The organism is Candidatus Stoquefichus massiliensis AP9 (assembly GCF_000455285.1).
In the GTDB taxonomy this organism is placed as follows: domain Bacteria; phylum Bacillota_I; class Bacilli_A; order Erysipelotrichales; family Coprobacillaceae; genus Stoquefichus; species Stoquefichus massiliensis.
In genome coordinates, this window is sequence record NZ_HG005285.1 from 315,286 (window position 1) to 337,805 (window position 22,520).

At 30.4% G+C, this 22,520-nt stretch carries 23 protein-coding genes, 1 riboswitch and 1 other annotated feature; of the genes, 6 read left to right on the plus strand and 17 right to left on the minus strand.

What is annotated here, in order from left to right:
• Positions 1-130: 130 nt before the first annotated feature.
• The 9 genes from BN350_RS03755 to BN350_RS03795 all read right to left on the minus strand — a co-directional run bounded on the left by BN350_RS03755 (position 131) and on the right by BN350_RS03795 (position 6,703).
• The gene (locus BN350_RS03755) at positions 131-748 is read right to left on the minus strand and encodes a hypothetical protein (protein WP_028042390.1); all 618 of its coding nucleotides are present in this window, start codon (positions 746-748) and stop codon (positions 131-133) included.
• 110 nt (positions 749-858) lie between these two features.
• Positions 859-1,197, minus strand: coding sequence for an amidohydrolase family protein (locus BN350_RS03760; RefSeq protein WP_028042391.1), 339 nt, complete (start codon positions 1,195-1,197; stop codon positions 859-861).
• Positions 1,182-1,655 (minus strand): hypothetical protein, encoded by a 474-nt coding sequence (locus tag BN350_RS03765; RefSeq protein WP_147573518.1) that lies wholly within the window; start codon positions 1,653-1,655, stop codon positions 1,182-1,184. The genes BN350_RS03760 and BN350_RS03765 overlap by 16 nt, the downstream gene beginning before the upstream one ends.
• A gap of 710 nt (positions 1,656-2,365) precedes the next feature.
• The gene (locus BN350_RS03775; protein WP_028042394.1) at positions 2,366-3,532 is read right to left on the minus strand and encodes an iron-containing alcohol dehydrogenase; all 1,167 of its coding nucleotides are present in this window, start codon (positions 3,530-3,532) and stop codon (positions 2,366-2,368) included.
• A gap of 14 nt (positions 3,533-3,546) precedes the next feature.
• Complete coding sequence (locus tag BN350_RS03780; protein ID WP_028042395.1) at positions 3,547-4,089, minus strand: flavodoxin family protein; 543 nt, start codon at positions 4,087-4,089, stop codon at positions 3,547-3,549.
• 1 nt (position 4,090) lies between these two features.
• Positions 4,091-4,564 (minus strand): cyclophilin-like fold protein, encoded by a 474-nt coding sequence (locus tag BN350_RS03785; protein ID WP_028042396.1) that lies wholly within the window; start codon positions 4,562-4,564, stop codon positions 4,091-4,093.
• Positions 4,565-4,697: 133 nt separating this feature from the next.
• The gene (locus tag BN350_RS18445) at positions 4,698-5,627 is read right to left on the minus strand and encodes an aldo/keto reductase (protein WP_049945500.1); all 930 of its coding nucleotides are present in this window, start codon (positions 5,625-5,627) and stop codon (positions 4,698-4,700) included.
• Positions 5,564-5,842 carry an aldo/keto reductase gene (locus BN350_RS19875; RefSeq protein WP_187117097.1) on the minus strand — a complete coding sequence of 93 codons (279 nt, stop codon included), beginning with the start codon at positions 5,840-5,842 and terminating at the stop codon, positions 5,564-5,566. The genes BN350_RS18445 and BN350_RS19875 overlap by 64 nt, the downstream gene beginning before the upstream one ends.
• A gap of 24 nt (positions 5,843-5,866) precedes the next feature.
• On the minus strand, positions 5,867-6,703 hold the full coding sequence (locus BN350_RS03795) for an aldo/keto reductase (protein ID WP_028042397.1): 837 nt from the start codon (positions 6,701-6,703) through the stop codon (positions 5,867-5,869).
• Between the two features lie 103 nt (positions 6,704-6,806).
• Here BN350_RS03795 and BN350_RS03800 point away from each other — a divergent pair, with 103 nt between their 5' ends.
• Positions 6,807-7,214, plus strand: a complete 408-nt coding sequence (locus tag BN350_RS03800; RefSeq protein ID WP_028042398.1) for a MerR family transcriptional regulator — start codon at positions 6,807-6,809, stop codon at positions 7,212-7,214.
• A gap of 240 nt (positions 7,215-7,454) precedes the next feature.
• Here BN350_RS03800 and leuS read toward each other — a convergent pair whose 3' ends face one another.
• The 3 genes from leuS to BN350_RS03815 form a co-directional block, all read right to left on the minus strand.
• Positions 7,455-9,851 (minus strand): leucine--tRNA ligase, encoded by a 2,397-nt coding sequence (leuS, locus tag BN350_RS03805; RefSeq protein ID WP_028042399.1) that lies wholly within the window; start codon positions 9,849-9,851, stop codon positions 7,455-7,457.
• A gap of 36 nt (positions 9,852-9,887) precedes the next feature.
• Positions 9,888-10,088 (minus strand) — a binding site (T-box leader).
• A gap of 81 nt (positions 10,089-10,169) precedes the next feature.
• Entirely contained in the window at positions 10,170-12,026 is a 1,857-nt protein-coding gene (locus tag BN350_RS03810) for an ABC transporter ATP-binding protein/permease (RefSeq protein WP_028042400.1), read from the minus strand.
• A 2-nt stretch (positions 12,027-12,028) separates the two neighbouring features.
• Positions 12,029-13,810 (minus strand): ABC transporter ATP-binding protein/permease, encoded by a 1,782-nt coding sequence (locus BN350_RS03815; RefSeq protein WP_028042401.1) that lies wholly within the window; start codon positions 13,808-13,810, stop codon positions 12,029-12,031.
• A gap of 40 nt (positions 13,811-13,850) precedes the next feature.
• Here BN350_RS03815 and mnmL point away from each other — a divergent pair, with 40 nt between their 5' ends.
• The gene (gene mnmL / locus BN350_RS03820) at positions 13,851-14,783 is read left to right on the plus strand and encodes a tRNA modification radical SAM protein MnmL/YtqA (protein WP_028042402.1); all 933 of its coding nucleotides are present in this window, start codon (positions 13,851-13,853) and stop codon (positions 14,781-14,783) included.
• A 24-nt stretch (positions 14,784-14,807) separates the two neighbouring features.
• On the opposite strand, the gene hpf is transcribed toward mnmL, so the two are convergent.
• The 5 genes from hpf to BN350_RS03845 all read right to left on the minus strand — a co-directional run bounded on the left by hpf (position 14,808) and on the right by BN350_RS03845 (position 17,667).
• A complete protein-coding gene (gene hpf, locus BN350_RS03825) occupies positions 14,808-15,338 on the minus strand; it encodes a ribosome hibernation-promoting factor, HPF/YfiA family (protein ID WP_028042403.1) in 531 nt (176 codons plus the stop codon).
• Positions 15,339-15,430: 92 nt separating this feature from the next.
• Positions 15,431-16,573 (minus strand): methionine adenosyltransferase, encoded by a 1,143-nt coding sequence (gene metK, locus BN350_RS03830; protein WP_028042404.1) that lies wholly within the window; start codon positions 16,571-16,573, stop codon positions 15,431-15,433.
• A 56-nt stretch (positions 16,574-16,629) separates the two neighbouring features.
• Positions 16,630-16,725: riboswitch (SAM riboswitch) on the minus strand.
• A 7-nt stretch (positions 16,726-16,732) separates the two neighbouring features.
• A complete protein-coding gene (locus BN350_RS20545; protein WP_147573519.1) occupies positions 16,733-16,858 on the minus strand; it encodes a hypothetical protein in 126 nt (41 codons plus the stop codon).
• 153 nt (positions 16,859-17,011) lie between these two features.
• A complete protein-coding gene (mscL, locus tag BN350_RS03840) occupies positions 17,012-17,443 on the minus strand; it encodes a large-conductance mechanosensitive channel protein MscL (RefSeq protein WP_028042405.1) in 432 nt (143 codons plus the stop codon).
• Positions 17,443-17,667 (minus strand): NifU family protein, encoded by a 225-nt coding sequence (locus BN350_RS03845; protein ID WP_081652835.1) that lies wholly within the window; start codon positions 17,665-17,667, stop codon positions 17,443-17,445. Before BN350_RS03845 ends, mscL begins: the two co-directional genes overlap by 1 nt.
• A gap of 125 nt (positions 17,668-17,792) precedes the next feature.
• Here BN350_RS03845 and BN350_RS03850 point away from each other — a divergent pair, with 125 nt between their 5' ends.
• The 4 genes from BN350_RS03850 (at position 17,793) to BN350_RS03865 (ending at position 22,435) form a co-directional block, all read left to right on the plus strand.
• Complete coding sequence (locus BN350_RS03850) at positions 17,793-18,167, plus strand: CvfD/Ygs/GSP13 family RNA-binding post-transcriptional regulator (RefSeq protein ID WP_028042407.1); 375 nt, start codon at positions 17,793-17,795, stop codon at positions 18,165-18,167.
• Positions 18,167-19,447, plus strand: coding sequence for a glucose-6-phosphate isomerase (locus BN350_RS03855; RefSeq protein WP_028042408.1), 1,281 nt, complete (start codon positions 18,167-18,169; stop codon positions 19,445-19,447). Before BN350_RS03850 ends, BN350_RS03855 begins: the two co-directional genes overlap by 1 nt.
• Before the next feature lie 262 nt (positions 19,448-19,709).
• Positions 19,710-21,167, plus strand: a complete 1,458-nt coding sequence (locus BN350_RS03860; protein WP_028042409.1) for a sensor domain-containing diguanylate cyclase — start codon at positions 19,710-19,712, stop codon at positions 21,165-21,167.
• 11 nt (positions 21,168-21,178) lie between these two features.
• Positions 21,179-22,435 carry a hypothetical protein gene (locus BN350_RS03865; protein WP_028042410.1) on the plus strand — a complete coding sequence of 419 codons (1,257 nt, stop codon included), beginning with the start codon at positions 21,179-21,181 and terminating at the stop codon, positions 22,433-22,435.
• The last annotated feature ends 85 nt before the right edge of the window (positions 22,436-22,520 follow it).

Genomic DNA, 22,520 nt, shown 5'->3' on the forward strand with positions numbered 1-22,520 from the left:
AATAATTAATTTGAATTTTATAGCCTATTATCACTATTAATTCAGTGTTTTATAAGAAATTTCAACCATAAAATGGAATCAAATCCATTTTTATTAAGAACAATCAAAAAAAGAACTCAATTAAGAGTTCTTATTCAATATCTTCATCAATAACTGCATAACCTTCATGACTGCATATTTTAAATATAACGTTTCCTTCCACATCATAACAACACAAATCTTCAAACTCACCACCAAAGATTTTATATGTTGAGAATAGTTTTTTCATATGAATCATAACTTCATCAAAAACATTCATAGAAAATGTAAACATTTCATAGACTGGTCCTATTGTGACTGGAGTAATTCTAGTATATTCTTTTTTGAGTAATGAATCTAGTGGAATATCCAAGACTTCTGGTTGTTGATTTTCAAACTCACAATACTGATATTCATCATAAACTTCTAGTTTCTGATTAAAGAGTTCATCAAAATAATCCATTGCTTCTTTTTCGTTATCAAAATGGAAGAGGGTATTTAATTCATCACGATAGCCATTTCTATTTTCTTGATAATCTAAGATATGTTGTTCATGTTCATATACAATTTTATCCATGAATTGTTGTTGCATATGTGTATATTCATCTAAACTCATATAACCATCATAATATCTAACTATTGAAAAAGTTTGACTTTTATTCTTAACTTTTATTAATAGATCTTGTAATTTTTTTCTTTTCAAGTTTATTTCTATAGTTTTTTCTTTCACTGTTAATCACCGCTAGTATTTTAGCATAAATTATGAAATCATTTAAGTCATGACAAAACTTTTAGATAATTTTACATAATAACCTTAAAAATATCACATATTTTTAACAATTATTTGAATCTTTGCTGTAACCCCATTTTTCTAACTGCATCAATCCATTTATATACATCACTTGATGAATATAGAAAATCATTTTTTAATCTTGCATTTTCAAGTGCATATGCCATCAATGCATACTCATTTTCTAATGATGTATCAAAAACTCCTTGATCATCTGTATTGATAGAAACATTAATTTGTGCGCATTCTTTATCTTGACCCTGGCATAACTCACTATTATAAAACTTAATAATTGGATGCTTTTCGTAACAACACAATTTAGAAATGAGAAGGTTTGAAGTTGGGTTGCATTCAATATAGATTCCTAAATGAGCTATTTGAAATTGCATCCTTTTTGTATCACACTAACCAATCTAATGTAATCAAAAACAATTTTGAAGTCATATGTTTCTTTTCCGACTGTTCTTACATTCGAATCGTAATGATATAAATAATATAACCTTTGATTTTTATCTGTTCTATATTTTTCATCGACATATTTATTAATTGCATAGTAATCAATTTTTCTATATTTTATTTGATTATTCATTATACCATCTACTCTATATAGTTCAGGATTATCTCCTCGTAATTTCCATGCATCATAATATTCATCTATTGTATAATCACCATCTATATACATCTGATCCAATATCTTATAAAACTCTGTTTTAAGTTCACCAAAACAAGGATATTCTGATAAATCAATATTTAGTTCTGTCGCTTCCCCAAATAACCAAGCAATATTATCTATAAAATCCTGTTTTGTCATAATTAATCGATCTTTCTTTTTATAATAATCTTCCACTTTAATTCCTAATGCTGTAGCATGTCCCAATAGCATCAATTTAAGAATTTGTTAAGTTGATGCCATTGAGAAAAAAATATATTTTGATCCTTATACTCAAAATAATAACAATCATCTTGAATATTATTAAACAAACATAAAACTTCCAATATCTTTATGTAATACATCCAATGAAGAAAAGGCAATGCAATTTACTGTATTACAAGCGAATGAAGATTCACGAGGAAATAGCCGATTGAATGATGAATATTATTTACTAGCAAGAAAATATAAAAAATAGAAGTAAAATAACAAATAATTCAATTCTTATTTTTCAACTTTCTAATAGCAAAAAAGATATGAACCATATAAAATATATGAAAGAGTATATTTTAATTATTATATATATCATATTTGCTTCTATTTCCTATTTAGAAGAAAAAATTATTTTAGAAACTTTTTGTAGTTCCTATGCAACAAAGCCTTTTAAATTTTTACTCAATGTTATTATACTTATTCTGTTATCTGCATATATATACGTTTATCTTAATATCAATGTTGTGATTTTGCCAGAACATAATCGATTTATAAACGCATTTATATATAGTATACAAAACTTTGTTCCAATTAGTATCATTGCTGAAGAAATCTTAGGAACTATTGTTTTATCACTATTTACTATTTCATATACTAGAAAAGTTATAAAATAAAAATCTCTTCACTGGGATTTTTTACATACTTGCTTTTAAAATACCAACAATCTCATCATGAGATAGTTCTTTATAACCACCATTCATTGAAAATGTTGCATCAGCAATGCCTTCAATCATTTCATCAGTCACACCTAAGTCATGAATATTCATAACTAATCCCAAATGATTCATATAATCTTCCATTGCCTTTAATCCTTCTAATGCGATTGTTTCATCACTTTTACCTTCTGGAGATACATTCCAAACATTTAATGCAAAACGTTTAAACTTATCTAAAGCATAAGGCATAATATAACGGTAATATGCCATTGATACAGCTGATAATGTCATGCCATGAGTAGCATCTGTATAAGCACCGACTGCTTGTCCAATCATATGAACCATCCAATCTGTTGTCTTTCCTTTTGCGACTAAGGTATTTAATGCCCAAGTTGCAGTCCACATAATATTACTTCTTGCCTCATAATCTTGAGGATTTTTGACAGCTATTTGAGAACTATGAATCAATGATTTTAATAATCCTTCCATTATATAATCAGAAGTATTATCATCACTTCCGGAAAAATATTGTTCTAAAATATGAGACATAATATCATAAAAACCAGCGACCATTTGATAAGTTGGTAATGTATAAGTATAAACTGGATTTAAGATTGAGAATTTTGGAAAAACATTTTCACCAAAAACATGTCCAATCTTTAATTTTGTTTCATGATTGGTAATCACTGCTCCACCATTCATCTCTGAACCAGTACCAACCATTGTTAAAACACAACCTACTGGAATGATTTCATTATCAACATCTTCCATTTTTAAGTAATACTTATCCCATGGGTCCTCATTACAATATGCTGATACAGACACTGCTTTTGCATAATCACAAACAGACCCACCACCCACTGCTAAAATCAAATCGACTTGATGCTCTCTAGCTATAGAAACACCTTCATATAATTTTTCAACAGTTGGATTAGGCATAACTCCTGATAACTCATAAACTGTTTTATGTGATTCATTTAAAATCTTCATAACATCATCATAAATTCCATTTTTCTTAATAGATCCACCACCATAAACAAGTAAAATTCTTTCACCATAATTCTTTAACTCATCTCTTAAATATTCTAATGAATCTTCTCCAAAATATAATTTTGTTGGATTACAATAACTAAAATTTCCTAACATATACTTCTCTCCTTTTATAATTTTTTTCCTAACTCATAAGCCTGGTTCATAAAATCTTTTATAACAGACTTTGACTCGTCACTTTCTTCACATCCACCTGCTAAAACCATTCCTAAATCTTTCCAGCCAAGTGCCTCTGTAAAGAAGCGATAAAATGAAACAGACTGTTCAAAAGCATAAAATTCTTGACTGCCAGCAGTCATTAATAAAATGGTTTCTTTATATGGATATTCATCATTTGTGGATATCGCATAAAGACGATCAATAAATGATTTTAATCTTGCTGAAAGACTCCAAAAATAAAGTGGCGAAGCCATGACAACTGTATCAGCCTTTTCAAATAAAGGATAAATATCTTGCATTTGATCTTGAATAACACAATGATGATTATTCTTTTGACAAGCCTTGCAGCCCTTACATCCTTGTATAACATAATTGAGATTAATTTTCATGACATGATGTCCTGCTTCACTAGCTCCTTTTATAAAATAATCTGATAATTGATTTGTATTCCCATGACGATTTCCACTACCAACAATGACTAAAATATTTCTCATTCTACTCACCTACTCTTTCAATGTGTAATTGTCCACTCAATTCTTGAATATAATCACTTCCTTCAATGGCTTCTCCTAATATGTATAACTCACTATAAGCATGACTTTCTCCATAATACATCACCACATCATCCCATAAAGCAAAATAAGCCAGTGTTCCCTTTCCACCTTCTTGCAATAATGGTGTATCTGTTGTATCAAGAGGTTTCAGTGGATAGAATATTTTTTCATTATTACCATAATTCTCGACTGTGATATCTAATGGCAATTGCTGATAGAGTGTTTGTGATGCTGTGTTGTCTTTTAATAAATAGATGATTTCAGACATTTGATTGCTGACTTTTATTTTCATTGATTTTTCCTCCTGAATTTTCATTTGAATATTTGTTTGTTTTTGATAATCATCTTTTTGGCTTTGACAACTATACAAACCAAGCAAATAAATTATAAAGATAAATATTCCTATTCTTTTCACTTACTCACCTTCTTTATTAATTCTATTTTATTTCTATTTCTTACAAATATCAAATACCTATATTCAATATCTTGTCATACCTAAAACGTATAGATAAAAAAACAGAATACATCGAATGTACTCTGCTATTCTATTAATCTTCAATATATCCCTGAAAACTATTTTCAGTTAAAAAATTGATAGCTTCTTGCAAGGCCGTATTGACATCAAAAGCATTGTTGATTTTTGAATTTAACCATGAGTAATCTGCCTTTTCAAAAGCTCTATCATAGCCTGATCTAAATGTTTTATAATAATTCAATTCAGCCCCAAATGTTGGAATGGGTTGAATCAACAAACTGTTATATGACCTCATAATTGCTGATAAAGGAACATGATAATCATTATCATCCAATACAGACCAGTCATCACATTGATATTTCCAGGTTTTGATGATTTCCTGCTTTGTATAGGCTAAAATATCATATTCTTCTTTTGTAAGAGATTGAAAATCAAGCATATATGATATATTATCTTGCATTTGTTCCATATTTGACATACCTGAAAGAACCGCTACAACACCATCATAACTTGCACAATAACGTATTGCATAACTTGCTGTACTCGCATGAGGATAAAGTGCCTGCATCTTTTCAATTGCCGTCTGAGGAATATTCACTAATGCACCACCTTTGACTGGTTCCATAATGATGACTTGACACCCATGTTTTCTAATCACATCATAGCATGCTTTTCCTTGAATCATAGATTCATTATCATCATAATAATTCATCACTATTTGTACAACTTCTACTTCTGGATGCTCAGTTAATATTTGATCTAAATGCGTTGCATCATCATGATAAGAAAAACCTATATGTTTAATTTTTCCCTCTGTTTTCCATTTTTTCATATAATCAAATAAATGATTCTTTTCAACTTCTATTTCATATAAAATACGATTTAAATTATGTAATAAATAGTAATCAAAATATTCAACTCCACACTTATCTAATTGTTCTAAAAAGATTGATTCAACTTGGTCCTCAGAAGGAAGATTGAATGTGGGAAACTTTGATGCCAAAACATACTGATCTCTTTGATATCTATCAACCAATGCTTTTTTATTGCATTCTCTGATGTACCATCATGATAAACATATGATGTATCAAAATAAGTGAATCCTGATTCAATAAATAAATCAACCATCTGATTCAATTGTTGTTGATCTATATCTGTTGGATTATCACTTATCAAAGGTAATCTCATCAATCCAAAACCTAATTTTCCTAAACTCATTTTATACCCTTCTTTCTTTTTCATTTATATTTTATAAACTCTTTTAAGACTCTCTAAACGATACGATGTATCTTCTACTTTTTTGACATCAAGAGCTGCTATTCTATTCATATCCTCATCACTTAAAGTAAAATCAAAAATATTTATATTTTCTTTCATTCTTTTATCATCATGAGATTGAGGGATAACGACAATTCCTCTTTGAATATGCCATCTCAATATAATTTGTCCAACACTTTTTCGATATTGATAACTAAGTTCTTTTAATAACTCATTATCAAACAAGTGATTCATCCCTGATGCAAAAGGTGACCATGCCTGCAATTGAACATCCCATTCCTGATATAATTTTCTTTCATCTTCCCGCTGCATAAAAGGATGACACTGAATTTGATTTACTGCAGGTTTGACTTCTGTGTTATAAATTAAATCATATAAACGATCATCAAAGAAATTGGAAACACCAATTGCTTTGATTTTTCCCTCTTTATATAATTCTGTTAAAGCTTTCCATGCGCCATAATAATCACCCAGAGGACGATGAATCAAATACAAATCAATATAGTCTAACTGTAATTTTTCTAATGATTCATCAAAACCTTTCTTTGCTTTTTCATAACTATTATCAGTTACCCATAACTTAGAAGTTATAAAAAATTCATTTCTTGGTATTCCGCTTTTTAAAATTGCATTTCCAATAGCTTCTTCATTTCCATAAATAGCTGCTGTATCAAACAAACGATAACCAGATTCGACTGCCTTTAAGACAATATCTTCACACGCTTTTAAATCTGTAAATCCACAGACTCCAAATCCTATTTGAGGTATAATAATGCCATTATTTAATTTGATATATTCCATATTTCTCTCCTTTACACAATATATTATCTTTGTTACAATTGTATTGTAATATCCTCGAGTTACTTGAGGTCAAGAACTTTTTTTGAAAAAGGAGAAAAATATTATGTATACTTTAAAAGAAGTCTGTCTTTTACTTGATATGAGCGAACATACTTTGCGTTATTATACTGATCAAAATATTGTCCCACATGTCCAAAGAGATAAAAATAATAGAAGAATATTTAATGATGAAACACTTGATTGGTTACATGGCGTAAAATATTTAAGAGGTCTCGGCATGTCTATTGATGATATTCGTGAATTTCAATATTTATGTCAGCAAGATGGTGATGAAGCTATTTTGCAAAGATTGACTATTTTAACCAAACAACTTGAAAAAAGTAAACAAGAACTTAATCAAGCACAACAAAGAGTCAAATATTTAGAAGATAAAGTCCTAAGAGAAAAAATGATTCTTGAACATCTTATTCCCGACGATAAGAATCCTTCTCAAAAGAAATACAATGACTAAAGACCAGAAGTTTATCTTACTTCTGGCCTTTTTCTACTTTTCATTAATAATTTTCACTACATAACACTGTTTCTTATAAAAAGAAATTCCACATGCTAATGCATGTAAGTATCCCTTATTCCTTATAGCATCAATATAATTTTTTTCTTTAATTTATTTGGCTACTATAAATTGCTATCAACTTTTAAATACATAAAAACGTAGAAAAAGATGCCAATATTTTTTGACATCCTATTTTATTTATCTTATAACCACATTGACAATCTTATTCTTAACCACAATCACTTTGACGATATTTTTACCATCAGTATGCGTCTTCACATTATCTTGTGACAATGCTTCAGTTTTCACAACTTCGTCATCTTCATCCTTAGCAACGGTAATTTTAGCACGAAGTTTTCCATTCACTTGAACAGCCATTTCTACTGTTGTCTGTTCTAACATTTTTTCATTATATATTGGCCATGCTTCATAAGCAATTGTTCCCTCATGCTCTAACAAAGTCCACATTTCTTCACAAATATGTGGAGCAATACAGCTTAACATCTTGACTAAGTTTTCAGCATATGGACGATATAATGTTTTGGCTTTATAAGCTTCATTTACAAAAATCATCATTTGTGAAATAGCAGTATTAAATCCTAATGTTTCATAATCAGCAGTCACTTTTTTCACAGTAGCATGATAAATATAATCTAATGAATGATCATTTTCATCAGTCAATTTATCTGATTCAATGATTAAACGATAAACACGATCCAGCCATTTTCTTGCTCCATCTACACCACTTTCACTCCATGGTTTACTTGCTTCTAATGGTCCCATAAACATTTCATAAACACGTAATGTATCTGCACCATAAGCTTCAATAATATCATCAGGATTAATAACATTTCCTTTTGATTTACTCATTTTTTCTCCATTACCACCTAAAATCATACCCTGATGGTATAACTTTTGGAATGGTTCTGGATGTGATACAAATCCTTTATCATATAAATAACGATTCCACATACGTGAATATAATAAATGTCCAACAGCATGTTCTGGTCCACCAACATACAAATCAACTGGTAACCAGTGATCTAATAACTTTCTATCAGCGATTTCTTTATCATTATGTGGATCAATATAACGCATATAATACCAACTGCTACCTGCACTTCCTGGCATTGTACTTGTTTCACGTTTTCCGTGTTTTCCATCAACTTCTACATTTACCCAGTCAGTGGCTTTATCTAATGGTGAAGCTCCTGTTTTAGATGGTGAATAATCTTCTAATGGTGGTAAAATCAATGGTAATTGATCATCTGATAAGGCAACAGATGTTCCATCATCAAAATTAATTACAGGAATTGGTTCACCCCAGTATCTTTGACGAGCAAAGATCCATTCTCTCAAACGATAATTAACTTTTTGTTGACCACAATGATGGTCTTCTAACCATTTTGTCATAGCTGCAATGGCATCTTCTTTATTCATACCATCTAAAAAATCAGAATTGATATGTAATCCATCTTGAGTCCATGCTTCCTTAGAAACATCTCCACCTTCCAAAACAGGAATAATATCAATACCAAATTTCTTTGCAAATTCATAATCTCTATCATCATGTGCAGGCACTGCCATAATTGCTCCAGTTCCATACCCTGCTAAAACATAATCAGAAATCCAAATAGGAATTTCTTTTTGATTGACAGGATTAATCGCATATGCTCCTGTAAATACCCCTGTCTTCTCTTTATTTAACTCTGTACGTTCTAATTCTGACTTTGTTGCACAAGCTTGTACATAGCCTTCAACCGCTTCTTTTTGTGAATCAGTTGTGATTTTAGCAACCAATTCATGTTCTGGTGCCAAAACACAATAAGTTGCTCCAAATAAAGTATCACAGCGTGTTGTAAAGACTGTAAACTTATCATCATGTCCTGATACTTTAAAGTCAACATGTGCACCAATAGATTTACCAATCCAGTTTCTTTGAATTTCTTTTGTAGATTCAGGCCAGTCAATTTCTTCTAATCCCGCTAATAGTTTTTCAGCATAGGCAGGAATATCAATTACCCATTGTTTCATATTCTTTCTAACAACTGGGAATCCACCACGTTCACTCTTCCCATCAATGATTTCATCATTAGCTAGAACAGTTCCCAACTCTTCACACCAGTTAACTGGAATATCTACATTTTTAGCCAACCCATCTTGATATAATTGTTTGAAAATCCATTGTGTCCATTTATAATAATCTGGATCACATGTAGAAATACATTTATCCCAATCAAATGAGAATCCTAACATCTTTAATTGCTTTGTAAATGTTGCAATATTTTCTAAAGTGAATCCTTCAGGATGATTTCCTGTTTTGATTGCATATTGTTCAGCCGGTAAACCAAAAGCATCAAATCCCATAGGATGCAATACATTATATCCTTGCATTCTTTTCATTCTTGACATAATATCAGTGGCTGTATATCCCTCTGGATGTCCAACATGTAATCCTTGTCCTGATGGATATGGAAACATATCCAAAGCATAATATTTTGGTTTTGAAAAATCCCATACATCTGTATAGAAAACCTTATTTTCATCCCAATACTTTTGCCACTTCTTTTCAATTTGTTTGTGATCAAACGGCATACTCATTTCCTCCTTTAAAATATAAAAAGTCGTCCATCTAAGGACGACTTTATCGCGTTACCACCTTAGTTCATGTATTTACATGCCCTCAACACCTTAACGCAGTGATACGATCAAAACTACTCATTTCATTTTGACATCTCCAAGGCGAGTTCATTGCATCCTCTACTTGTTTTCACCACCCACAAGTTCTCTACAAGATTCCTAACAACTACTATTCCTCTTCATTGATTTTACATACACATCATTATATCATATGTTTTTTGAATTTCAACCGATTTCTTTTGAATTATGTGATGAAAATGGATAGAAATTCTTTTATTCCTTTAAATGCATAACAGTATTCATCTTCAATACATAAAAGAGTGGTGGTAACTGACTTATAAAAACCAGACCATAAGAAAGACCATAAACAATCAGTAAGATCTGATAATTAAACGCAAAAGAAAATGTATCATTCAATAACAGTTCCTGTACAAACTGATTCACAAGATGAATTATTTGCCAATATAAAAGTGTACACATCAGTTGTGAAAATAAAATAATTTCTAATGATTCATACAAAACAATTCTCAATAAATCAAAAGAATTCGCTCCAAAACATTTCATAATCGCTAAATCTTTTTTCTTTTGAACAACGTTCAAAAACATGACTTCTCCTATTAAAAACAACGACGAAAGAATTGCAAGTATGGAAAAAACAATCAAAACAATTCTCACTTGTTTCATTGTATCTGTAACATTCTTTGAAGTTGAGGCTCCTACTTCTATAAATTTATATTCAGGTAAATCTTTTTTTAATTGTGCAATGATATCACTTCTTTGATATTCTGGTTGAATATAAACTAAACCTAAAGTCTTTTTAACTTGGTTTTCATCATATTGATAGATATCCTTTAATAAATGGATATAAGCATTTTCTTTTTGATAAAGGGTATCCAGAGTTGTTGATTGATCAGTAATTCCAACAATTTTTAAAGTTACTGGCTTGACTTGATTATCGTGCTGATACCATGAATAAACTGTTTGTCCAATTAATGACGAGAGATCTTCCTTCTGCCACAAATGTTTAGCAGTTGATAATGATAAAAGAATATCTTGATCATCCTCAGGATAGTTTCCATATTTTAATTGCATATTCAGATATGGTGAAGCATCATCCCCAATAAATAGAACTTGTGATTCTTGATAACGTTCTAAGTGAAAACTGATACCGAGATTCTCATAATCATCTAAAAAAAGCTGAACCCTTGAAATGGATTCATAGGTTTTCAGTTGATTATAAGTTTGTTGTGAAATAGATTGCTTCGATTGATTTTGGAAACTGATACTTGAAGCAGGAACAAGTGAGTAAATATAATCTTGAATTTGTTTTTCCAATCCTTGACTCATTGTCAGTGTTAAAACAATACATAAAAAGGATAGAGTTAAACCAAAGATGAGTTGTAGAGAACGTGATTTATGTGACAACAATGACATAAAGGAAAGAGAAAGTTTAGAAAATGGAAGATGATAGGGTTTCTTTGATATTTTTTCTATTTTTTGGCATTCATGTATAATTTGATGTCCTGTTATTTGTCCGTCTGTTATTGTATAGATTTCATCACAATATTGTTGTACTAACTCATGATTATGTGATACTAAAATCACAAGACGATATTGTGATTCTTCTTTAAGCAGTTTCATAACCTCAACAGCATGTTCCGAATCTAATGAACCTGTTGGTTCATCACATAATAAAATATCAGCTTGCTGATATTGAGATCTCAAATAAGCAATTCTTTGTCTTTGTCCATGTGAAAGAGAAGGCATATTCAGTTCCTTGAATTCTTCAATATTAAGACGTATTTCGGTATTTGAAAGTTTTTGAAAATAGTGTGATAAACGTATATTCTGATGAACAGTCAACCATTGAATTAAGTGAAAATTCTGAAATATAAAACTCACATGTTTTCTGCGATAGTTTGATAAATGACGTTTGACATATTTTCCATTAAAGATAATATTACCTTGAAAATCACGATCTATACCACCAATAATATGTAATAATGTACTCTTCCCACAACCAGATGCTCCAACAATTCCCATCATTCCACAATCAGGCATTTCTAAACATATATCATCCAGCACCTTCTGATATTGATAACGCTTGGATATATGTGATAATTTCAACATAACTATTCCTCCCTTAAAACATCAATCATATCTGTTTTCATCATCCTTTTCATTGGAACAAGACTTCCTATCATTGTCATGAACATATAAACAATAATCAGAAAAATATATAAATCAAATGGTGTCACAATGATTTTCTTTAAAACCAACCGTATATGAATATGCTGAGCAATCCGATAAACATCATTGACATAAAAATAAACAAGCATTGATAATAAACATCCCCCTAATCCCATCATCATTCCCATAAATAAAGCTTCCATAAATGATAAAAAGAATAATCTTTTTTTACTCATCCCAAGTGACAGTAAGTAAGCAACATCATGTTTTCGCTCTAAATAAATAATTGATTCAACAATTGCAATCAAAAGTAAAGAAATCACAAAACTCACTCCTATAAAAATATATGCAATGAATCTTGCTAAAGTCAGAATAGACTGATAATTCTCTACCCTTTCAATCACATCACTATAAACATTGTATTCTTTAGATAACTGTTCATATAATTCTCTTGCTTTCTTTGTTTTGGCTTCAATTTCTAAAACATGACTGTTAGTAAAGTTTTGTAATGATTCTCCAAAAGAAGAGAAACAATAAATATCTTCACTATCAAAAAAACTATCTGCAATGACACCCACAATTTTCATATCAAAGACTTGCTGCTGATAGGTAAACTGAATTATTTCTTTGGATTTAATGGATTGATACAAGGAATGTGAAACTAGAATCTCATAGGCTGATTGTGGTAATCTTCCCTGCTGTAAAGGGATATGATTGGTTTGCTGGGGTAAATAATGAACCATGCATGATAACGATTGTGAATCATTTGTAAGTGATAATTGTTCTAAATAGGATGCATATTGGACATAGTGAATGAAAGTATTGTTTATAAATTCTTGAAAGGCTGTTCCATCTCTTTTTTCAATTGTCATCGTATTGGCATGCACGGATTGCCATTCACTTTCTTCAATAGCCTCAAAAACGCCATTCATAGCTGTGACAATGCAAAAGAAAGAGACAATCACAATCCACTGAAACAAAAAAAGAAACACGAGTTTGTTTCTTTGATGTAGTAATTGTTTGATTGGATAATGGATTAATGAGGAATGATGGTATTTTTGATGATGAATAGGAAGTGATTTTTTCTTTTTCATCCGTCCTTTTAATTGTCCATTTTGCAATGTTAAAACATGTTCACAATACTGATTGAGTAAATCTAAGTCGTGTGAAACGACAATAACTAATGAATTTTGTGATAGTTTTTGAAGTTGCTCCATTACAACATGTGCCTGTGAAGAATGAAGAGCTCCAGTTGGTTCATCAGCTAGAATTATAGATGATTGTTTTAATAGAGCTTTTGCTATAGAGGCTCTTTTTAATTGACCACCTGATAATTGAGTTGGATATCTTGATAACAGTGAATCTATTTCTAATTGAGACGTTATTTTCTTTAATTGATTCATATCATAAAATACATGACTGACCTGACAGGGCAATATAATGTTTTCCTTTAATGTCAAAGCTGAAATCATATCTTTGCTCTGCATCATATAAGAGATATTCTGACGTATAAAAGCTGGTCTATCTACGATGATTTCTCCATTATAAAAAATATCTCCCTGATAGTCTTTATCCAGCATTCCAATGACATAAAGCAGCGTACTTTTTCCACACCCACTTTCTCCCTGTATACCAATCATTCCTGTATCAGGAAAAACGATAGATATATCATCAAGAATGATACGATCTTGAAATTTTTTTGAAATATGTTTTAACTCTAACATTGTCTCCTCCTTTATGTTATAATCACACATGGTGATTAAAATGAATCAATTTCCTTATACATTCGATAACAAGCGTTATCATACTTATAATTACTTTTTAAAAAATAAATATCAGAAAAAAATCGCAAAAGTTTCTTTAAATGCAGGATTTACCTGTCCTAATCGAGATGGTACCAGTGGTTTTGGTGGATGTATATTCTGTTCCGATAAAGGATCTGGAGATTTTGCAGGAAATGTTTATGATTCTTTGCAAAAACAATTTGCTGATGTTTCTTCCATCATGCGTCAAAAGTGGCCTGATTGTCAGTTTATTGCGTATTTTCAGGCCAATACAAACACTTATGGTTCTGTTGAACGATTAAAACAAACATTTGAACCTTTTATTCACTATCCAGATGTTGTGGGTATTGCGATTGCAACAAGACCCGATTGTTTAAGTGAAGAGATTTGTGATTATCTTTATGAATTATCACAAAAATGTGACTTATATATAGAATTAGGATTACAAACCATTCATGATCAAACTGCTCAATTCATCAATCGTGGGCATGATTATCAGACCTTTCTAGATGGCTTATCACGTTTAAGACAAAGAAACATTGATGTATGTGTCCATATTATTAATGGTTTGCCTTATGAAACACATGAAATGATGATGGAAACTGCCAAAACTGTTGGTCAGTTAGATATTCAGGGATTAAAAATTCATAATCTCTTTATGTTAAAAAATACGGTTCTTCATCATATCTATCAAAAAGAGCCATTTCCTATACTTTCTAGAGATGAATATATTCAATTGGTTGTCAAACAGTTAGCATATATTCCAGACAATGTTATCATTGAACGGTTAACTGGTGATGCTCCATTGCACGATCTTGTTGAACCTTTATGGTCCATTAAAAAAGTAACTATCTTAAATGATATTGATAAACTGATGAAAGAAAAAGACATCTACCAAGGATGTCTCTTATAAGAAAAAGATCCTTTCGGATCTTTTTTATTCTGTTTCAATTAAACCGTAATCTCCATCATGTCTCTTATAAACAACACTGATAAGATTTGTTTCAGTATCCTTATAAACAAAGAATGAATGTCCAATTAATTCCATTTGCATAATAGCTTCTTCCATATCCATAGGTTTTGGACTAATTGTCTTTGTTTTAACGATAACATCTTCCTCTTCGTTTTCTAATGGTTCAATAGAAGATACGTTGAATGCGAGTTTATTATCTTTAGATTTTCTACTCAATCTCGTTTTGTACTTTCTAATTTGCCCTTCTAACTTGTCAATGACTAGATCAATTGCATTATAAAGATCTTCATCAATGACTTCTGCTCTTAATAATACATATTCTGTTGGAATAGTCACTTCGATTTTTTGACCAACTGGATAAGTTCTGATTAAAACTTTTGCTTCAACATTGTCGCTCATGATAAAATACTTATCTAACATGTTTAGCTTTTTATTGACTTTTGTTTCAATCCCTTCAGTTAGTTCAATATTTTTTCCTCTAATAATGACTTTCATAAATATTCCTCCTTTGATAATTATATTATACAATAATTTTAAATAAATTACACTCCTTAGACACAAAAAAGTGAAAAAGCTCCCATAGGAGCTTACAAATATTTTTTTAAATCTTCTGTTTTATCTAAATTCTCCCATGGTAAATTCAAATCACCTCTACCAAAGTGTCCATAAACGGCTGTATTTAAATAAATTGGTCTTAATAATTGTAGTGTATCAATAATACCTTGAGGTGTTAATTGAAACTCTGTTTTAATAGCATGTAAGATCGTATCTTTGGAAATCTTTTCTGTATCATATGTTTCAATATAAACGCTTGTTGGCTCTTTCACACCAATAGCATAAGACAACTGAATTTCAATACGATCACAAAGTCCAGCAGCCACAATGTTTTTAGCCATATATCTTGCCATATAGGCAGCACTTCTATCAACCTTTGATGGATCTTTACCAGAAAAAGCACCACCACCATGACGAGCTGTTCCACCATATGTATCAACAATAATTTTACGTCCTGTCAGTCCTGTATCACCATGTGGACCACCAATTACAAAACGTCCTGTTGGATTGATATAAACTTTATAATCAGTATTCATATCATATTTTTTCACAACATCTTTCATAATAACATTTTGAATATAATCTTTAAATAAACGTTCATCAAAATCATCATCGTGCTGAATTGACATTAAGATTGTATCAATACGTGGATTTTGCATATCTGAATAATCAATTGTCACCTGTGATTTCATATCAGGACGGGCCCATTTAAATTCACCAGCATGTCTTTTTTCAGTTGCATAACGCACCAGATGATGAGCAATAGAAACAGGTAATGGCATATAGCCTTCTGTTTCATTACAAGCATAACCAAACATAATGCCCTGATCTCCAGCTCCACCAACTTCGACATTTGTTCCTAAAGCAATATCTACTGATTGAGTATCCATCACAACCTCAATCTGACAATGATCAGCATCAATTCCTAGTTCATCACTTGTATACCCAATTTTTCTTAAAACACCTCTCGCAATACTTTCATAATCAACTTTCGCATTGGTTGTGATTTCTCCACCAATAACTAATAGATTTGTTGTTGTAAAACATTCACAGGCAACTCTTGAATAAGGATCCTGTGCTAAACATGCGTCTAAAATTGCATCACTAATTTGATCACAGACTTTGTCTGGATGTCCTTCTGAAACAGATTCAGATGTAAATAAAATCTTTTCCATTTTTCTTTCCTCCCAATTCAATAAAAAAAGCTTTCAAGAGGAAAGCTTTGTGCTTCCTCTTATTGTTCAAGTAAACTTGCTAGGTAAGGCACCTTCTTTAAAAAGGGTTGCCACCACTTCATTGATCCTCATCTCGTGGTTCTTAATAAGAGCTTTCTATTATTGATATAATTTTGTTAGTTCTTCATGACTTAGAGATGTCATGGCTTCAATGAGTTCCATTTCTAATCCTAAATCATAAAGAATCGCAGCGATTTTTAACTGCTCTTGCTTTCTTGTATTCATAGTATCACCACTATTAGTTTATCCCAATCAAATGACATTATTCTACAAATCAAGACTTTCTCAATTATATGCTACTGATATCTATAAATCAAGAGATATTTTCGCATATTAAGATTATAACACATATTTTTTGATATTTTTCTCAAATTTGTCTCAATTTTTATTTTCTTTTAATAAATCTCTAATTTCAATTAACAATTCCTCAGTTGATGGACCTTTTTCTTCCACAATTTCCTCTTCTTGTTTTTGACGTAAAGACGATAACTTCATAACAAACTTTAACATCATAAAGATGACCAAAGCAATAATCAAAAAATCAATAACATTTTGTAAAAAACTTCCATACATTAAAGAAATTCCTTCACTGATAACTTTCTCATTCTCCATAATAGGTTCTTTTAAAACCAAAGATAATTTTGAAAAGTCAGCAGCACCAGTAATTAAGGTAATAATAGGCATAATCATATCATTGACTAATGATGAAACAATTTTACCAAATGCTCCACCAATAATGACTCCTACTGCCATATCTAGAACATTACCTCGCATGGCAAATTCTTTAAATTCTGTAATGAACTTTTTCATTAGATTGCCTGTACCTCTAAAACACCAGGAACTTCTTCAATGAGGATTTGTTCAACACCATCTTTGAGTGTAGCATCAAGCATTGTACAACCAGCACATGCTCCGTGCATTTGGACATACACAATACCTTCTTCAAATTTAATAAATTCAATATCTCCACCATCTCTTTGAAGATATGGTCTTAATTTATGAATAACCTTTTTGATTTCTTCTTCTACATTCATCATTCATTCCTCCTCGTATTTTTCATATTATACCATAATTTTTAAAATATAAAAGTATCATAACCTTTTTTCACTTTATTGTGAATTTGAAATGTGATATAATCACATTGATTGGAGGGCTGTTAATGGAATATCGCGTCAAAACTGGTGATATTATTGATGTGACCATTACTGGAATTCAACCTTATGGTGCATTTGCATCTTTGCCTGATCATTCCTCTGGATTGATTCATATCTCTGAAATTTCTGATAAGTTTGTTAGAAATGTTGAAAGTTTTGTTCATGTTGGTGAAATCATTCGAGTGAAGGTCATTGATATAGATGAAAAGAGTCATCAAGCTAAACTTTCTTTAAAAGCTGTTCATAGTGCAAAAAGAAAGTATAAAAGAGCCTATAAAAATCAAAGGGAAAAGATACAGGAAACACCTTTAGGATTTAATCCATTAAAAGAGAAATTGCCTGAGTGGATAGCTCAAGGCATCATAAAGGAGGAAGAATAATGATTAAAGTTGATTTATCTCAAGCAAAATTAACAGAAAGTATGGATTCATACAAAGAACAAGTTACATCTATTCATGATATGATTCATAACAAAACTGGAAAAGGAAATGATTTCTTAGGTTGGGTAGATTTACCTGTTGCTTATGATAAAGATGAAGTCAAAGCAATTCAAGAAAAAGTTTTAGAATTAAAAGATGAAATTGATGTTTTATTAGTTTGTGGTATTGGTGGTTCTTATTTAGGAGCGAGAGCAGCTATTGAAGCATTGAATGGTTTGTTCCCTGCTAATGATGTTCAAATCATTTATGTTGGTAATACATTCTCTTCTAATTACTTAACTCAAGTTAAAGAATATGTAAAAGATAAAGAATTTGCAATTAATGTTATTTCTAAATCTGGAACAACAACAGAAACTTCTATTGCATTTAGAATCTTTAAAGATTTACTTGAAGCAACAAAAGGAAAAGAAGTTGCAAGAAAAAGAATTGTTGCAACAACTGATAAAGAAAAAGGTGCATTAAAAACTTTAGCAACAAATGAAGGATATACAACATTTGTTGTGCCTGATGATGTTGGTGGACGTTATTCAGTTTTAACTGCTGTTGGTTTATTCCCAATTGCAATGGCTGGAATTGATATTGAAGCTATGTTAAAAGGAGCTGCAGATGCAAGAGAAACTTACAACAATCCTAACTTAGATGACAACGCTGCTTATCAATATGGTGTAGCAAGACAAATGTTATCTAAACAAGGTTATCCTGCTGAAATGTTTGTCACATATGAATTACAATTAGCAATGACTGCTGAATGGTGGAAACAATTATTTGGTGAATCTGAAGGTAAAGAAGGAAAAGGAATTTTACCAACAAGTGCAACTTTCTCAACTGATTTACATTCACTTGGACAATTTATTCAAGAAGGTACAAAAGTCTTATATGAAACGGTTTTAAAAATTGAAAAACCAATTTCTGATTTAGAAATTCCTACTGATAAAGATAATTTAGATAATTTAAATTATTTAGCTGGTAAAACTGTTGACTATGTTAATAAAAAAGCATGCGAAGGAACAATCGATGCTCATGTGAATACTGGTGGTGTACCAAATATTCAAATTACACTTGATGAATTAACACCATATTCATTTGGATATATGGTTTATTTCTTTGAAAAAGCATGTGCTATGTCAGTCTATTTATTAGATGTTAATCCATTTAATCAACCTGGTGTTGAAGTTTATAAAAAGAACATGTTTAAATTATTAGGGAAACCTGGAGCATAACATACCAAGGCATAATCTAAAAAAAGATTATGCTTTTTTCTTTGTAATCAGTCTTGTTATTCCAAATATTTCCTATATATAGGTATTTTATTTCATATTATTTGAAAATATAAGTATAGCATTATTCTCTTTTATTACATTGACGAATTATGAAATAAAAAGTACAATAAGTATAGATATGGGGAGACAATGGCATGAAAAAACAAAAAAGTCCGCTAAATAAAATCAAAATATACTATCGCCTTTTTTTATAATTGTTATAGTGATTTGCATATTTGGAAATATATATTCTTCATTAAGAACAGTTCATTCGAATTCTGTTTCTCAATTACATGATATTTCTAATGTTATAGGGAGTAGAATCCAAACAACTATTCAATTGCTTGAGTCTATACGCTATGATGAAATTATTGGAAATACACAGCTTTCATTAAAGGAAAGAGCTGAAAAATTAAAAGTATACAGCAATGCATTTCATTATAAAATCATGGGTATTACCGATGAAGAAATCAATGTTTATTCTTCTAATGATAAAGCTGGTAATCTTGCACGTAGAGACTTTATGCAAAAATTATATTCGACTGGTGAAACACAGGTCACGAATATTTATAGTGCTGGTGAAAATGGTTCGTTACTTATTTACACAATTGCTGTCCCTATTTTTAAAGATGAAAAAGTTGTTGGTAGTGTTTGGGCTTCTCTTGCTCAAAATGAATTAGAGGAGATAATACTGTCTTTTGTAAAACGTAATCAGTCAGATGACTTTGTTTTATTTGGAAGTGAAAATACTGTTCTTGCTTCTTCTGAAGAAGGAACATATGATACGAGCTTAGATAATCTCAATCAAGGATCAACTCTATTTGGAGGAAACATAAAAACTGTTAATCAAAACTTAAAAGATCGAAAGTCTGGACATTATTATGGCTTTAAGAATGGAAAATTGTGGTATGCAAGTTATCAGAATATTGAGCAAACACCTTGGACTATTATGTTTCGTGGTAATATCTTTTCACAAATGTCAAAAGATATAGGTGGACTTGTTTCTCAATTGCTTATCATTATTATCATTGGATATATATTTGACGTAATGATGAGAAAACATATGAAAGAGAGTCTTTCTTCATGGGAAGCAACAATCGCATCTATTCAAGCAATGAATTTAAAGATTCGTGGTGAAAAAGCTGAAATGAATACTCAAGATATTTTAGACATAACAAGTCAGGGTCTTATTGATTCATTAACAGGCACTGCAACAAGAACTGTTTTTGCAAATTCTATCGTTAACAAACTTAAGTCAGCTAATCCTGATAAACTCTCTGTTTTATGTTTTATTGATCTTGATAATCTTAAAACTTTAAATGATACATTTGGTCACGAAGAAGGAGATAAAGCTTTAGCAAATATTGGATATTGTTTACGAAAATTAGAAAAGATATATGATGGTATTACAACAAGATATGGTGGAGATGAATTTTTATTGTTTATTCCTAATTTGAAATCAAGAAAGGAAGTTGAAAATCTTCTTCATGATATTATTGTTCAATTGGATTCTGAATTAAATATTAATGAAAATAAACATTCTATTCATTGTAGTATTGGTGCTTCGCTTTATCCAAATGATGCAACAACAATCAAAGATTTAATTGCAAAAGCTGATAAAGCTTTATATAAAGCAAAACATCGTGGTAAAAACACATATTGTATTTTTGATGAAATGTAGAGGAGAATCAAATGATTAGCAAAATAGAAAAATGTATATTGGCAGGTTTTATTTTGGTCAGTTTTCTTCTTTCATTATTTATTGGAATTCAAGTTAATAATAGTTATATAAAAACACAAAAACAAGATGCTAAACCATTCATTGCCTTACAATGTCAACTCATTGAAAATAAATTAAAGAGTGAATATAATTATACAGATCAATTCAATAGTTTTTTACAAGCTGATGTCCAAGCCAATATTAAAGCTTCTTCTTTATATCAAAGTGTCATGGATAAAGAAGAAGTTCTTGATATCATTATTAAATCAAAAAATGAAGTAAAATTATTTGGTTCTTCTGCTGAACCTGGAAAATTAGATAAAGATTATCCTTATCGTTTAGCAGTATTAAGAAAAGAATTAATTATTTATGGACCTATTCAAATAGATGAATATGATAAAAGCATTATTATTACAATTCTACCGATTTATAAAGATAACAATCTTATCTGCTGTGTTGCTGTTGTATTAGACGCACAAAAGATTATTGATGAATTGGGTCTTGATGTTTTAGCAGAAACATTTCATTATGATTATCAATTATGGACTGTTTCAGCGGAAACTGGACATAAACTTGTACTTGAAACATCTAATGAAAATGCTGATTACTTAGATGTTGTTGAAGAAAGTTTTGAAATTCCTGCTCAGTGGTCTTTATTAGTGAGACCTAAAAACGGCTGGGGAATTGCAATTGTTCCAATAGTCGTTATAGGGACATTCTTCGGAACAATCTTAACAAGATTATTCTATCTTCACTTAGTTGCCAAAAGAGAAAAAGATGAACTTAAACGTTTAGAACGTATTGATAGAGAAACTCAATTTTTAAATTTATTTGGTTTTATAGAATTCTTACAAAATAGTCATTCTCAAAAAACAATATTTGTTATTGAAACAACGCGAGCTCATAAAATATTTAATATGTTAGATATTGATAAACGTACTGACTGGAAAAATGACATTATTGCAACACTACAAAAATATGCTAAAAACAAGACTGTGCTAGCTAGAATACAGGAATCTATGTTTGCAATTGTATTTGATGAATACTTCGATGAAAAACAAATTCGTGAGATTCATAGAGAACTTGAAATTGAAATCATTCAATCAATTATTATTGATGACGAAAGAATTATACTACAACCTATTATTCAAGTCTTTCATTACAATCAAAATGACAATATTGAAGAAAAGCTTGCTGTAGTGCAAAAAGAGATTTGGAGACAATTATAGTTTAAGAAATAGAAATTCTATTTCTTTTTTTGATATTTTCTTCTTGACTGACTATATCTCCTATGGTATTATAAGTAAGCACTAA

What these genes read in the sequence shown, in the direction of transcription:
- BN350_RS03850 (WP_028042407.1), top strand. Translation starts at nt 17,793, where the DNA reads ATGGAATATCGCGTCAAAACTGGTGATATTATTGATGTGACCATTACT.
- BN350_RS03795 (WP_028042397.1), bottom strand. Translation starts at nt 6,703, where the DNA reads ATGGAATATATCAAATTAAATAATGGCATTATTATACCTCAAATAGGA.
- metK (WP_028042404.1), bottom strand. Translation starts at nt 16,573, where the DNA reads ATGGAAAAGATTTTATTTACATCTGAATCTGTTTCAGAAGGACATCCA.
- BN350_RS03865 (WP_028042410.1), top strand. Translation starts at nt 21,179, where the DNA reads ATGATTAGCAAAATAGAAAAATGTATATTGGCAGGTTTTATTTTGGTC.
- BN350_RS03800 (WP_028042398.1), top strand. Translation starts at nt 6,807, where the DNA reads ATGTATACTTTAAAAGAAGTCTGTCTTTTACTTGATATGAGCGAACAT.
- BN350_RS03760 (WP_028042391.1), bottom strand. Translation starts at nt 1,197, where the DNA reads ATGCAATTTCAAATAGCTCATTTAGGAATCTATATTGAATGCAACCCA.
- BN350_RS20545 (WP_147573519.1), bottom strand. Translation starts at nt 16,858, where the DNA reads ATGAATACAAGAAAGCAAGAGCAGTTAAAAATCGCTGCGATTCTTTAT.
- leuS (WP_028042399.1), bottom strand. Translation starts at nt 9,851, where the DNA reads ATGCCGTTTGATCACAAACAAATTGAAAAGAAGTGGCAAAAGTATTGG.
- BN350_RS19875 (WP_187117097.1), bottom strand. Translation starts at nt 5,842, where the DNA reads ATGAGTTTAGGAAAATTAGGTTTTGGATTGATGAGATTACCTTTGATA.
- BN350_RS03815 (WP_028042401.1), bottom strand. Translation starts at nt 13,810, where the DNA reads ATGTTAGAGTTAAAACATATTTCAAAAAAATTTCAAGATCGTATCATT.
- BN350_RS03845 (WP_081652835.1), bottom strand. Translation starts at nt 17,667, where the DNA reads ATGAATGTAGAAGAAGAAATCAAAAAGGTTATTCATAAATTAAGACCA.
- hpf (WP_028042403.1), bottom strand. Translation starts at nt 15,338, where the DNA reads ATGAAAGTCATTATTAGAGGAAAAAATATTGAACTAACTGAAGGGATT.
- BN350_RS03810 (WP_028042400.1), bottom strand. Translation starts at nt 12,026, where the DNA reads ATGTTGAAATTATCACATATATCCAAGCGTTATCAATATCAGAAGGTG.
- BN350_RS03775 (WP_028042394.1), bottom strand. Translation starts at nt 3,532, where the DNA reads ATGTTAGGAAATTTTAGTTATTGTAATCCAACAAAATTATATTTTGGA.
- BN350_RS03780 (WP_028042395.1), bottom strand. Translation starts at nt 4,089, where the DNA reads ATGAGAAATATTTTAGTCATTGTTGGTAGTGGAAATCGTCATGGGAAT.
- mscL (WP_028042405.1), bottom strand. Translation starts at nt 17,443, where the DNA reads ATGAAAAAGTTCATTACAGAATTTAAAGAATTTGCCATGCGAGGTAAT.
- BN350_RS03855 (WP_028042408.1), top strand. Translation starts at nt 18,167, where the DNA reads ATGATTAAAGTTGATTTATCTCAAGCAAAATTAACAGAAAGTATGGAT.
- mnmL (WP_028042402.1), top strand. Translation starts at nt 13,851, where the DNA reads ATGAATCAATTTCCTTATACATTCGATAACAAGCGTTATCATACTTAT.